Genomic DNA, 13,403 nt, shown 5'->3' on the forward strand with positions numbered 1-13,403 from the left:
GTGGGTGTGGGCGTGCTTTTCCCCTTGTACACCCGATAGGCCACCGGGAACTTCACATCCCGATACTAGGCAAAGAGAACCACCAAGTGGATACCGTGGACCTCGTTGTAGACGCGTACGAAAGGCAGCGTGCTGCCTTTCTTCTCCACGCTGGTCAGATCGACACTGAGCCGGAGGAGGGGGCGATGCTTTCCCTTGGCGGCCAACCGCAAGCAGTCCCATTGAGCCTGCTCCAGCAGGGTCCAGCACGCCTCGGTATCCCAGGAATATTCGTTCAAGAGGCGACTGAGCGCACTCTTACTGACCAACTCAGCGCGGTGGAGTGCCGTCTTGGTGGCCGTGTCCAGGAACATGAAGAGCGCAGCCCCCAGGCTGCGCTGCTGATACGACGTGGCGGGGACGGCCAGGAACTCATCTGCCAGAATGCGAACGCGCTCCCCTGGAATCTGTGACTTTGACATGCCCAGATTCTCCCGGCTGGGAGCGCTTTACTGCCAGTTATGCAGGTGCAACTCCTGAGTTTGAGTACCACGGAAAAGGCAGCCGACTATCCTTTGATCCGTGCGGCGGTGATCGTCAAAAGCCAATGCAAGATTCCGAAGCCACCGATGCTGTACATGTTCATTTCGCCCAGGTTGCTCGCCAAGACAAAACCGAGGATGACAATTCCCATGTAGGAGCGTTTTCGAATACAAAAAGCCATCAGTGTGCCAAAGAACAGTGCTAGGACGGCTAGGCCCACCACGCCCTGCTCTTCTAGCGTGGCCGTGACCCAGACGCCCTTTTCCAGCGCCACGCCGATCGGAACGTCAATGACGGGTGCATACGTGATGTCGGCAATATCCACGAAGGAAGGTGTGCCAAATCCCATCCCGAGCACTGGATGGTCCTGAAAGTTTTCCAGGCTCCGGCGAACCAGAAAACCGCGAGAAGTGTCTGCGGCCTCTAAGACGTTCTCGGAAGTGGTGCGTTTAAACAGAAACTCCGTCAGGATGTTGCTTTGTGTAATTGTCACCACCCCTGCCCCGCCAATCAATATTGTCAGTGCAATTTTTAGCCCGATTCCCCGTGAGCTGCGGAGCATTTGGATCAGCCAGGTCAACAGGAAAGCCACTACAAAACCCAGCAAGGCTGTGCGCGCCTCGGACAGCAGTATGGCCCCCAGCAATGCCAGAACCGTCAGGAGGCCCAGCGGCAAGGAGATGGCCGATTGTCTGGTCCATAGGCGATACACCATCCAGGAGGCCAGCAGCGCAACAAGAACGCCGAACACTTGCGGCTGGTTGGTCAACCCTTGAAACCCTCTGTCATTTCGTGCGAATCCAATGGCGGGCACAAAATAAGTGGCGAAGCTGGCCAGGAGGTAGAAGGGAATGAATCGGTCCACCCGACGGGCAAACGCCTCCCAATCCACTCGGGGCGTGTTAAACAGCACCCAGAGGACGCCAATAAACAGAATGCCCTTAAACAGCGAGATAGACGGCAGCGCCGAGACGGCTACCACGTTGAGCACCAGCAACGCTGTAACGAAGGCCAGCGCCCAACCCACAGAGGTGTCGGTAATCTTTAGACCAGGCCACAGCACGGCGAGGCCAAAGAGGAGTGGGAGATAGCGAACGACTTCTACACCGTCAAGGCGGAACAAAATTGGGTTGCCCAACACCAGAAGGGGTAATGCCGCCAGGGCTTCAACCGTGCGGCCGCTCAGTATGAGCAGGATTAGGAGAACAATGGCAAGATAGATCCCGCCCGGAAGCACTGCTAGTACAAAGGCTAGGGGAATCAGCCAATCTATCATCGGCGCGAGGCGGGTTTGGGGGATGAGGAATAGGTTCAATCGGCGCTGCATGGCAACAGTTTAAGGGTCAGGCGTCCAGCGTACTTCTTGCAGATGCAAGTCCCGTCGCTGGATGGGTCTCTGTTCTGCGCTGTAATAGTTGTTTAGAAAGGCCAGCGATAGCCTGCCACCGTGTGGCACCTTCACCCTCAGGCTGCGCTGGCGATCAAACTTCCAGCTTCCCAATCCCTCCAGATCAAGCGAGGCTATCAGTAAGGGCCAGTCGCTACCAGCTTCAACGCCGTAACCGCTCATGACTAGGGTGCCGCCTCCGCAGGGGTGCATTTCTATATATCCCTGAGAGAGCCAGTCCCAGCCGCGCTCCGTTTTACGGATGGTGTTGTAAGGATCATCCATAATGTTCCATGTGGGCTGGAGATCGCATGCCTCCGGGGCCAACTGGAGTTCTGGCGCGGTGATCTGCTGGGCCGATCTCGCCACAAGGGCAGCGACGCCGATGACCAGCGTCAGCCCCACAAGCACACTTACCTCCTGCTTTTGCATTCGCCGATGATACCCGGCGTACAGCCACACAGGACCACGCCAGATATCAGCTAAAGCTACCGCCCCATTTGCCGATACTCTAGCAACCAAACTCCAAGAGCCCCCGACGAGTGACGAATCAAGTTTTGGCTAGAGTCTTCCAAAGAGCTTACGCAATAATGGGATGTTACCAAACTCTGGCTGAAGCTTGGGATTAGCATAAAAATTTTCAGCTTCTAGGCCGATGGATTCATAGGACTTGGCCCCATTGATAAAACCTTTCGCCGTTGCCCAAAACGAGCGGACTATATAAATAGGTAGGTCTTTTTTTCTATAGCTATAGAATGCTCCAAGCCAGCGTCTTGCCAGCAGAACTATTGCTTTTCGCGCTGGTAAGTTCTTTCGTAAAACCAATCCATAGCTGTAGGCCCATTTGAGACGACGACCCATACCCTCTTTGCCAGGACGGGCAAAATTATTATGCATAACGATCAGTTCTGGCGCAAATCGGACAGTGAATCCCTTACCGCGCATACGCATCGAGAGATCCAATTCTTCGCCGCCAAAATGACACCGCCCATCCATGTATCCGGCAGCTTCTAAAGCACTTCGGCGGATAATATGTCCAGCGCCATGGTAGTTTGCCAATTCTTCACCCCTAACAGCATCAGGTGTCTGTTCCTTGCCGCTGCTGGTTTGGATCACCTTGAGACCAAGCACACCCAAGCGAACATCCTCTTCAAAATATTTTATGGCTGCTTGCCAGTATTTGGGATCAAACCAAGCATCATCGTCCAAAGATAAAATCAAGTCTGCCTCTCCATGACGATATCCTGCGTTTCTACCACAACTTACTCCTGAATTATGATCTAAGAAAATCATCTGAATTTGCTCGTGAAGGATTTTAAACTGCTTAAGTTCTTCGGGAGTACCGTCAGTAGAAGCATTATCTATAACATATATAATCTCATCTGATACATAAGATGATTGTAGAGTGTTTTTGATGTTAACTAAGAGATCATCCTTGCGGTTATATGATAGAAAAACTACATCTAGCGACATCGGCATGTACTGCGCTCCTATTTATTAGGCGTTAAATACTACTTAACTTAAAGACGGAATCTAGAACAACAGAATCTACTGCATGGAAAACACGCTTTATAAAACTATTATCGCGGACAGCACTACGCTTATGCTAGTTCTCGACATAGCACATGAGCGGCCTGGCCTTCCGCTGAAGCCTGTCATCGCTGTATCGCTTCAACTGTTGTAGCTCGGGGCAATCTTGTGGTCCAGAGCAGACACCAGTTTACGCGCGCCCGCTTCTCCAGACCAGTGCTGCCGGGTCCACTCGGCCACCTCTGTCCGCTGCTGTGCGCTAGGAATCCCGCGCCCAATCTGCCGCTCTAACGCCAAACTCAGGCTCACCACGTCTGGCGTGACTACTTCCCCACGGCCCGGCCCGATCATGTCCTGTGCCCCGGTGAGCGTCGTGCAGATGACTGGCGTACCCTGCATCAGGGCTTCGTTGACCACGGCACCCCAGCCCTCGTCACCCTTGTTGGGAAGTACCAACACCGAGGCCGAAGCCAGGCGCTGGGCGTAAGCCAGGGAGGTTTCGTAGTCACGAAATTCAACCCGTTCTCCCAACCCTAGGGATTGCGCCAGCGCTTCCCATTTTTCCCGCTCCTGTCCCTGCGTCATCAGGCTGGCATTCCACTGAAGGTGTTTGATCTTGCCCAGCGCACGCAGAAGTAGATCGCCTCCCTTAAGCGGCACAGCGCGTCCGACGAAAAGAATCTCGAAGGTGGCGGGCGGCGGAACCGTCACTAGTGCTGACTCAACGAAGTACCCGATGGGGGTCATGATGCCAGGGTCATAGCCCACGCGCGTGTACCACTCGACACCCACCTGGCCCATCGGCAGGAATGCCTGAATATACTTACCATATTTCTGTTTAAGCATTAGGTGCTTGACCAGACGGGGATAGCGTGCGGGGTGACGGTCTCTCCAGGCTCCAGCCTCCGCCATGACGGCGATTTTTGCGCCGTGGCGAATACACGCCTCCATGCCTATTCTAGCGATTTCATCATTGGCAACGCCAGAAAAAACGTGGATACTCGAACCGATCTCTCTGCCTGCGATCACGTCAACTGCTGCGGCGGAAGGAACTTCGTGGACGGCGACATGCTCATAACTGATGGCTCCCCAGCTAAACACTTGGCGGGTAGGGTTGACAGTTCTGCTGAGTACCAACTCCACTTCGTAGCCGTTCTCGTGACGGGAGAGGGCGTCCAGTAGGGGAAACTGGTGCGGGCTGTGGTTGGGTTGCCAGAAAACAATGCGCTTGAGGGGCATGGAAAGATTGTAGGCCGGAAGACGTAAACCCGCTTCCGAAACTGAAGTCTAGTTAGTCTTCGGCAGTCACCCCGCCGTGCTCCCGGCTTGCATGAGAAGGGCACGGAGCATCAGTCTTGGTGTAAGCTTCCAGTCGAGCGGTTTATGCCTACAATTCCCCCACGACTCTTGGCCCTGCGCCACAGCAGCATCCTCAAATTCGGGCTGACCAACCTGCTGCCCCGTTCCATCGCCATCTTGATCACGCTGATCGTGACGCCCCTGGCGATTAGCCGACTGGGCGTGTTGGAGTACGGATTGTGGGCGCTGGCCACCCTAATTCCCAATCTGGTAACTGCGCCCGATCTGGGCATCGCCAACGGGGTGGTGAACGAGGTGGCCCGGACCCACCAGCGCGACGGCCACCTGCGCAGCGAGCGGAGGCGGCTGCTGGGGCTGAAAAAGCTGCTGGGATTCATTGCCGTCTTCTGGCTGGCGCTGGGCGCTGTTGGGCTGGCCTGGTACGCCTTCGCCGGGGGCGCGGACGATGTCGCGCCCCTAAAAGTGTACCTCGCTCTGCTGCTCGCGCTGACGATCTATGTCATTGGCATCCCACCCTCGCTCTGGAACAAGGTACAGCTGGCCCAGGAGCGTGGGCACGAGTACTTAGCCTGGGAGGGGGCGGGCAAGGTTGCCAGCTTGGTGGCCTCCGTTCTCGTGTTGCTGCTGGTCCCAAACCTCTACCTGCTGATCATCGCCACCATGCTGCCGGTGGTCGTCGCGTCACTTTTGAACGGCTGGCGCTATCAGCGCTCGGCGCTGGGACCGCCGGTTGCCGGAGAAGGGCGGCAGCAGTCAATCCGACTGATCTTCCAGGAAAACCGCGCGGTTTTCCAGGCTGGAAAGTTTTTTGTCATCTTCCAAATCGCGTTTCTTGTCGGGACGGCCATGGACCCCTTCATCATCAAGCACCTGCTGGGCACCCGGGACGTGGCATACCTGACCCTGGCCAGACGCCCTTTTGAAGCGTTGCCGCTGGTGGTCACACTGTTCTCGACGGCGCTGTGGCCAGTGTTCTACCGCCTGAACGCCGCGAATCAGGTGGGACAGATCAGGCGGCTGCTGCTGCGGATCGGTAGCGGCAGCGCGGGGTTGCTAGCAGTGCTAAGTGGGATCATTATCCTATTTGCCGAACCCCTCTACCGTTATTTGGGTAGCGGTGCGGTGGATATCCGGGTCAGTGATTTGGTGTGGATCGCCTTGTATATCGCTTCGACAACCATTGTTATCGTCTGCAACAACTACCTAAACGCTATGCACCTGCTACGCAAACAAGCGTTCGTGCAGGTGACGGCGGCGGTGATCGGGATCATCTGCAAGGTGATCAGCCTGCGGGTGGGCGGGCTGTCCGCGTACTTGGCTACAGCCAGCTTGGTCTTCATTCTGACGGCGCTCCTGCCCACACTGGGGTTGACGTTGCAGCACCTGCGGCTCCGGCAGCAACAGGCGGCATAACCCACGGCTTCGGGAACGAATGGTTAAAAAACGCCCTGTTCTCCCTAGATGACCCAGCGTTCAACATGAAATCCGCACGCTTTTCTGTTGTCCCGCGCACCGCTGCCGCAAAATGGCGTGCAGCAAAAAGCCCCACCTTCCTGCGGTTCTGACCTGAGTGACAACGAGAAGCACCCAGTCTTCACCACGACCCAAAATGTTTCAATCGTTAGGAAACAAAAATATTTCTAGCCAAGACTGAATGACATCGTTCTGATCGTACGTCTTGACAGACCAAGCTGAGCGTGGGGCAGCGAGTGCGGCCCGGTAACCTTCAATCAAAGCGAGATTCTGATACGTCCACGCGCCTGCTGGCCCAAACGTATGTCCGCTGAGACCGACTCCAGCCGCCTTGAGGACTGCTTCATGCGCGGTCCAGAGATCAAAAAAGGTGACCAGCTTGTCTTCCCCGGCCAAGTCCAGTCTGGCCTGGTCTGCGGTAGAGAAGTGCTGAGCGGCGATGGCGTCAAGTTCCGGGAGCGGGCGGACCAGCTCGAGATCGATACCAATCTGATGGTGCCGCCCCAGAGCAAGCAAGGCATAGTCACCCGACCGCGACAGACTGAAGTACAATCCCCCACCTTTGACACTTGGCTTACCGAACAGACCAACTTCAAAGCTCAGGGCGTGGGGTTGCACGCCTAGGGCCCTTCCCAGAATCAGTCTCTTCATGGCGTGCGCGATTACAAAGGAGGTGCCATCCCTGGCAAGTTTAAATTTTCTTCCTCTTTCGCGCTCGGCACCCGAGAGCAGTGAGTTCAAAGTGGGCATGTCATAAAGGTTGCCTTCTAAAACTAACACCCAGATAGACACCTCCTTTTTTTGCAAATCGCTTTCATGAGGAGAATAAGACATATTAAGGCTCTACGTTAACTGCAAGCTTCCAGTCAGATTTTCTTAGTCTCGAGCGAATGCTATTGGACATGATCTGCACAGATGGTTCATTGAAAATAGTGAAATGATCACCAGGAAGAACAATAGTTTCGTAACCCGCAATAAAAAGCGGTTCCCAAGTCCATACTTTAAGAGAGTCACGCACAGGTCTTTTTTGCGCTTTGAAGAAGACCGCTGGTACATCTAGAGGACTGGCACAATACGACTTCGTTGCGAATGCCATATTTTGGAAAATCCGCCGCAGAATTCTATTTTCTTTATCATCGGCCTGTTTTATTCTGTTTGTATTTCTCAAAATTGGTACCCGTCTTGCGTGTCTTCTGAGAAAAGTACGAGGCGATTTTCCCAACAATGTGAGTTCGCCAAAAATTGCATAATCCGCCAATTGGTATGCACTGGCTTTACTTCCAGCAGTTGGGGGCGCATATGTATCGACAATGATCAAGGAATCAATGGTGTCTCCAAGTGCTTTTAGTTTTTGAGCAAGTTCGTAAATCACAAGACCGCCGAAAGAATACCCATATAATTGATAAGGTCCATGGGGTTGGATTAATTTAATTTCTTTTAGAAATATTTGAGCTAGATCTTCAACTGTAGGATATCTCTCACGTTCATCTTCGCTCTTTGATTCGCTATCCAAACTATAAATATCGAGTGATAAAATATTGAAATGGTAGATGTTTTGACTTCCAAGCAGTGCCGTCAAGTTTCGAAACCTATTTTCATCTGAGCCCAAGCCATGGAAGCAGAATAGCGGCGTCGAACTTTGAGAGTCCTCTCGCCCCAGAACGGGGCCAGCTTTGAGGTCGTGTTGCTCAATTCGCCGGGCGAGTTCTGAGATATTTGGAGCTTGAAATACAGCCGTGACCGGCAACCTCATCCCCAGGCGCTGCTCGATCTGCACAACAAGCCGCATGGCCATCAAGGAGTGGCCCCCAAGTGCGAAGAAATCGTCGTGGATACCGATGGGCGTCCGGTCAAGCAGTTCTTCCCAGAGACTGATCAGTCGTTCTTGCAATGGAGTTTGCGCTGAAACCACAGCGGATTGGACGGTCACTTCCGGTTCGGGAAGCGCGCGCCAGTCGAGCTTCCCACTGGGGGTCAACGGCAGCGCGTCAAGCACGACAAAATGGTTGGGCACCCAGTGCCCCGGCACTTGGCCGGCCATCCAGTCGCGCAGCGTGTTCACGTCCACCGGCGAGCGCAGCACCAGGTGAGCAGTCAGCGCCTGCTGGTCCTGACCGAACGCGCCCACCGTGCAGGCCTGCACCGCCGGGTGGCGCAACAGCGCGGCTTCGATCTCTCCCGGTTCGAGGCGCACCCCACGGATCTTGAGTTGGCGGTCCGTGCGGCCCAAGAAGCGCAGCTGGCCCGCTGAGGTCAGCGTCACCAGGTCGCCCGTCCTGTAACAGCGGCCCGGAGCCAGAGGAAGCGTGACGAAGTGCTGGGCCGTCAGCCCGTTCTGGCGGTGGTAGCCGGCGGCGACGCCCATCCCGGCGATCAACAGCTCGCCGGGCGTACCGGGAGGCACGGGCCGCAGTCGGCGGTCGACGACGTACGCCTGCATGTTCTGTATGGGCCGCCCGATCAGCGCCGGTCCCCTGGTTGGGCCGGGCGGAATCTCGTAGGCGGTGGCGTCGGCTGACACTTCCGTCGAGCCATACAGGTTGAGCAGCCGCGCCGCTGGCCACGCCTCCCGGAACCGTGAGACCAGCGCCCCACTGAGTGCCTCCCCGCTGAGCGTCCACAGTTGAACGCCGCGCAGCGGCCCGGTGAGCCGGGGACCGAAATCCAGCAGCGCGCCGAGCAGGGACGGCACCAGCACCACGCGGGTCACGCCCTGGGCGCTGAGCAGCGCGGTCAGCTGCTCCGGATCGCGCGCCACCGCGTCGGGCACCACCACGCTGGGCACGCCGCGCAGCAACGGCCCGAAAATCTCCCATACGCTGTCGAGGAAACCCAGGGCCGTCTTGTGACACAGCACCTCGCCCGGCCCGAACGGAAAAGTCTTCCACATCCAGTCCAGCCGGTTGACCATCCCCCTGTGCCGGCCCAGCACGCCCTTGGGAGTGCCCGTACTCCCCGAGGTGTAGATGATGTAGGCCAGAGCCTCCGGCGCGGTCGGGAGCTCTAGGTTCTCCATCAACCCGTGACCCTCCAGCAGTCCATCGGCGTATAGGACCTGCGCCGCCGACGGGGGCAGCGCGGCCGCTAGGTCCCAGGTCGTGATCACCAGCGGCGCCCCCGCGTCCGCGAGAATCCAGGCCAGGCGGGGTGCGGGGTGGGTGGGATCCAGAGGAACGTACGCGCCGCCCGCCTTCAGCACGGCCAGGATAGCCATGACACTTTCAAAAGACCGGTTGAGAAACAGCGCCACTGGCGTGCCGGGGGTCAGACCGCGCTCTAGCAACTGCTGGGCCAGTCGGTTTGCCCCGGCATTCAACGCCTGATACCCCAGCTCTTGGTCTCCCGCGCGCAGCGCCGCAGCGTGGGGCGTGCGCCGAACCTGCTGCTCGAAAAGGCCATGCAGGGTGGCATCCGGACACGCGGCCCGGGTGTCGTTGAGCGCCGCAAGCAACTGCTGATCCTCCGGCGTGAACAGGGACACGGCGGCCGTGGACTGGTCCGCGTTCCCGGCCATGGCGCGCAGCAGCAGCAGGTACTGGGCCAGCAGCCGCTGCGCGGTGGCCTGCTCGAACAGGGCCGTGTTGTATTCCAGGGTGATCTTTTCTTCCCCCGGCAGTTCCTGTACCGTGCAGTTCAGCTCGAACTGCGCGCCGCCGCGGTCAAGTTCCACCGGCTCGAAGCGAATGTCCGCCATCTGCATGGCCGGCATAGGCACATTGATCTGGTTGAACAGCACCTGCACCACCGGAGAGCGGTTGGCCAGGCGCGGCAGCTGAAGTTCGGCGATCAAGCGGGCAAACGGCATGTCCTGGTGGACGAACGCCTCGACAGCCGTGGTCCGCACCCGCCCGAGACTTTCACGGAAGTTGTCCGCGCCCGTCAGATCAGTCCGCAGCACCAGGGTGTTGACGAAGACTCCGACAAGCTGCTCAAGCCCCTGGTGCTGGCGTCCGGCCATCGGCGTGCCCACCGCAACGTCCTCACGGCCGGTCCAGCGCTGCAGCAGCACCTTGAAGGCCGTCAGCATCACCATGAACAGGGTGGCGTTTTCCGTGTGCGCCAGTTGCCGCAGGCGGCGCAGCAGGTCTTGGTCCAGGGCCACGCTCTCGGTGGCCCCTTTGAACGTCAGGGTGGAGGGGGCTGGGCAGTCTAGGGGCAGGTCAAGCGGCACGTAATCCGCGAGGCGCTTGAGCCAGTACGCCCGCAACGCCCCGTACACCTCGCCGCGCAACCAGCCGCGCTGCCAGTGGGCGAAGTCACTGTACTGGAGGGTCAGGTCAGGCAGGCGGGGGGACTGGCACTGTTTCAGCGCCTCGTAGGCGGCCACCAGCTCGGCCATCAGGATCCCCATGGACCAGGCGTCCGAGTTGATGTGCGGCAGGTCCAGCAGCACGAGGTGTTCCTCGTCGCTCAGGCGGTACAGCCGTGCCTGGAACACCGGACCAGCCTCCAGATCGAACGGGTGGGTGACCGTGTCCCGGATGGCCTCCAGGGCCAGGACCTCGCGCTGCCCGGCCGGATAGGCACCCAGGTCCAGGACCGGCAGGGAAAAGGCGGCGGGATGCACCCGGGCCACCAACCCCTCGTCCTGCTGAGCGAAGGTGGTGCGCAGCGGCGGGTGCCGTTCTACAATCAGGTGCAGGCTCGCCTCCAGCTGCGGCACCGAAAGGGGGCCGCGCAGCCGCCCCACGCCCGTCACGTTAAACGCGGTGCCGCCGCGGTCCATCTGGTGCAGCAGCCACATCCGTTCTTGCGCCGCCGACAGTACGGGCGGGCTGCCCGGCGGCGCCGGGGTCAGCGGCGGCAGGTGCAGGCCACCACCGGCCAGCAGCGCCGCCTGTACCTGCCGGGTCATGCTGGCGAGGGTGGGCGCCTGAAACAGGGCCGCCAGCGGCACGTCCACGCCAAAGGTCTCGCGCACCCGGGCCGCCACCCGGATGACGCCCAGCGAGTTGCCGCCCAGCTCGAAAAAGTGATCGTCAGCCTGCACCTGGGGCAGGTCCAGCACCGCCTTCCAGATGCCGGCCAGTCCTGCTTCGAGTACTGAAAGGGCCGCCGGATCAACAGCGGGCTGACCGGCCTTCAACGGACTGATGCCGAGAATCTTCATGGATGTCGTCTCATGGTGCAGTTCAGGTGTAACCCGCCTCCAGTTCGCGCAAGAAGAGCGTACGGGCGTGCGCACGCCGGATCTTGCCCGTGTCTGTTCGCGGGAGACTGCCGGCCTCAATCAGGACCACGCTGTGCACAGGGAGCAGATACCGCTCGCCGATCAGTCGCCGTATAGCCGAGGCCACCTCTTCAATGTCGATGCCTGTCTGGTCTGGACGCACTTCATGCACCAGCACCAGCTGCTCCTCCCCTTCAACCGGAACCGAGAACGCAGCGCTGCTCGCGGGGAGAAGCGCGGGGTGCGCCGTCTCGGCGGCGCGCTCTAGGTCTACCGCGTACAGATTTTTGCCGCGCACGATCAGCATTTCCTTGAGGCGTCCGGCGACGTACAGTTCCTGTTCGTGGAAAAAGCCCAGATCGCCGGACCGCAGGTACGGACCCTCGCCGCTGCTCAGGTGGGCCTGAAAGGTGAGCGCGGTTGCCTCGGGCTGGTGCCAGTAGCCATCGGCCACCTGCGGACCCCGAATCCAGATCTCGCCCACCTGGTTTTCGCTGCGCCGCTGAGCGGTGTCGGGATCCACGATCACGATGTCCTGACCGGGCAGGGGCTGCCCGCACCCCACCAGGACGCGGCCCATTCCGGAGCGATCCACCCGCCCCTGTCCCTGTTCCAGAGCCCCAGCATCGACGCACAGGGTAAGGGGCTGCTGGGTCTGCGACTGCTGGCTGAAGGTGCCGGCGCCCTCTGACAGGCCATAGGCGGTGTAGTACGCGCCGCGCCTGAATCCGAACGGCGCGTAGGTTTCGGCGAACTGGTCAAGCGTCTCGGTGCGGATGGCCTCGGTGCTGAGAACCGCGATCTTCCAGCCGCTCAGGTCCAGACCCTGGCGGTCTTGCGGCTCAATGCGGTCGACGCACATCTGAAAGGCGAAGTTCGGCGCGCCGCTGGAACAGGCCCTGAAACGCGACATGGCCTGAAGCCAGCGAACGGGACGTTCAATCACCTTGGAGGTGGGCAGCACCACCGCCTGGATCTCCATGTACATCGGCTGCAAGACGCTGCCCAGCAGCCCCATCAGGTGTTGCAGAGGCAGCCAGTTGACGGTGGCGCCTGAGGTGTCGATAGACGCCATGAAGGTGGTCAGTCCTGCGAGGCGGCGCAGGAGATGGCCATGCGTCATCATCACGCCGCGCGGCAGGCTGGTGGAGCCAGAGGTGTAGAGCAGCGCTGCGAGCGACTCGCCGAAAATGGTAGGGGGTCTCCATCTCGGAACTCCGGCGGGCGCGGGGGCGTCCGTGAAGAGTATGGGCAGGCTCTGGCCGGCGTCGGAGGCGTCGAGCATTGGTTTGAGGACGTGGCCAAAGCCGGTGGTGGTCAGGAGCACACTCGGCTGGGCGTCGGCCATCAACGTGAACAGGTCATCGGTTGGCTGGCCAGGCCGGGGTGGCATCAGAGGCACGGCCACCATGCCCGCGTAAAGCACGCCAAAGAAGGCGGGGATGATGTCAATGCCTTCCCCGAAGATCAGGATGACCCGGTCACCGGGATTGTGGCGTTGTTGCAACTGTGCGGCCAGGAGGTGGGCCTGCTCATGCAGGGTCTGGTGGCTGAGTTGAACTTCCTGAGTCTCTCCGTCAGCAAGATAAATCAGACCGTCGCCAGGCGTGGTGCGTGCACGCTCAGTTAAGAGGTCAACGAGGGTGGACCAGCGTGGCGTGTTGAGAACCTGATTAATGTTCATCCACCTATAAGTTAGAGTCCTGATGAGAAACCTTTCAAGCGGTTTCATCGTAACTACTCAGCGCGAGAAGTCGGGCATGAGGATGTCACCGCGAAATACACTCACGAGGCCCTGCCAGACATGTATGCCCTGCTTGCGAAGTGTGGAGATATAGCTGCGAATCCGGCAGAACGCCGCTCCACCAGTCAGAGACCGAAACCCACCTGACACTTTGCGCTTGATACAGAACATCCGAATATCCCGTTCCGCCTGGTTGTTGTCGAAGGGAACGTCGTCCCGTTCGAGAAACAGAAGCACCGCATCTCGGTGCTTCTGAC

At 58.9% G+C, this 13,403-nt stretch carries 9 protein-coding genes and 1 pseudogene; 1 reads left to right on the forward strand and 9 read right to left on the reverse strand.

Annotation, left to right across the window (positions count from 1 at the left end):
• The 5 genes and pseudogenes from Q319_RS24870 to Q319_RS0119335 form a co-directional block, all read right to left on the reverse strand.
• Positions 1 to 461 (reverse strand): annotated as a pseudogene (locus tag Q319_RS24870) (IS701 family transposase); the annotation flags it as partial.
• Between the two features lie 86 nt (positions 462 to 547).
• Complete coding sequence (locus Q319_RS0119320) at positions 548 to 1,849, reverse strand: O-antigen ligase family protein (RefSeq protein ID WP_029484076.1); 1,302 nt, start codon at positions 1,847 to 1,849, stop codon at positions 548 to 550.
• 9 nt (positions 1,850 to 1,858) lie between these two features.
• Entirely contained in the window at positions 1,859 to 2,341 is a 483-nt protein-coding gene (locus Q319_RS0119325; RefSeq protein ID WP_156039465.1) for a hypothetical protein, read from the reverse strand.
• 129 nt (positions 2,342 to 2,470) lie between these two features.
• Positions 2,471 to 3,388: a glycosyltransferase family 2 protein gene (locus Q319_RS26510; protein WP_081846182.1), complete on the reverse strand. Its 918-nt coding sequence runs from the start codon at positions 3,386 to 3,388 to the stop codon at positions 2,471 to 2,473.
• 192 nt (positions 3,389 to 3,580) lie between these two features.
• Entirely contained in the window at positions 3,581 to 4,678 is a 1,098-nt protein-coding gene (locus Q319_RS0119335; protein WP_029484079.1) for a glycosyltransferase family 4 protein, read from the reverse strand.
• Positions 4,679 to 4,846: 168 nt separating this feature from the next.
• Between Q319_RS0119335 and Q319_RS0119340 the strand changes: the two genes are divergently transcribed.
• Entirely contained in the window at positions 4,847 to 6,172 is a 1,326-nt protein-coding gene (locus Q319_RS0119340) for a lipopolysaccharide biosynthesis protein (protein ID WP_029484080.1), read from the forward strand.
• A 201-nt stretch (positions 6,173 to 6,373) separates the two neighbouring features.
• Here the strand turns inward: Q319_RS0119340 and Q319_RS24875 are convergent, their stop codons facing one another.
• The 4 genes from Q319_RS24875 to Q319_RS0119360 all read right to left on the reverse strand — a co-directional run.
• Entirely contained in the window at positions 6,374 to 7,066 is a 693-nt protein-coding gene (locus Q319_RS24875) for a 4'-phosphopantetheinyl transferase family protein (protein WP_051655577.1), read from the reverse strand.
• A 1-nt stretch (position 7,067) separates the two neighbouring features.
• Entirely contained in the window at positions 7,068 to 11,342 is a 4,275-nt protein-coding gene (locus Q319_RS0119350; protein ID WP_051655578.1) for a non-ribosomal peptide synthetase, read from the reverse strand.
• Between the two features lie 22 nt (positions 11,343 to 11,364).
• Positions 11,365 to 13,086, reverse strand: coding sequence for a fatty acyl-AMP ligase (locus Q319_RS0119355; RefSeq protein ID WP_029484083.1), 1,722 nt, complete (start codon positions 13,084 to 13,086; stop codon positions 11,365 to 11,367).
• Positions 13,087 to 13,143: 57 nt separating this feature from the next.
• Positions 13,144 to 13,403, reverse strand: a 260-nt coding sequence (locus tag Q319_RS0119360; RefSeq protein ID WP_029484084.1) for an IS66 family transposase, incomplete at its 5' end; no start/stop codon positions are given.

Origin of the sequence: Deinococcus marmoris DSM 12784 (assembly GCF_000701405.1) — a bacterium.
Lineage (GTDB): Bacteria > Deinococcota > Deinococci > Deinococcales > Deinococcaceae > Deinococcus > Deinococcus marmoris.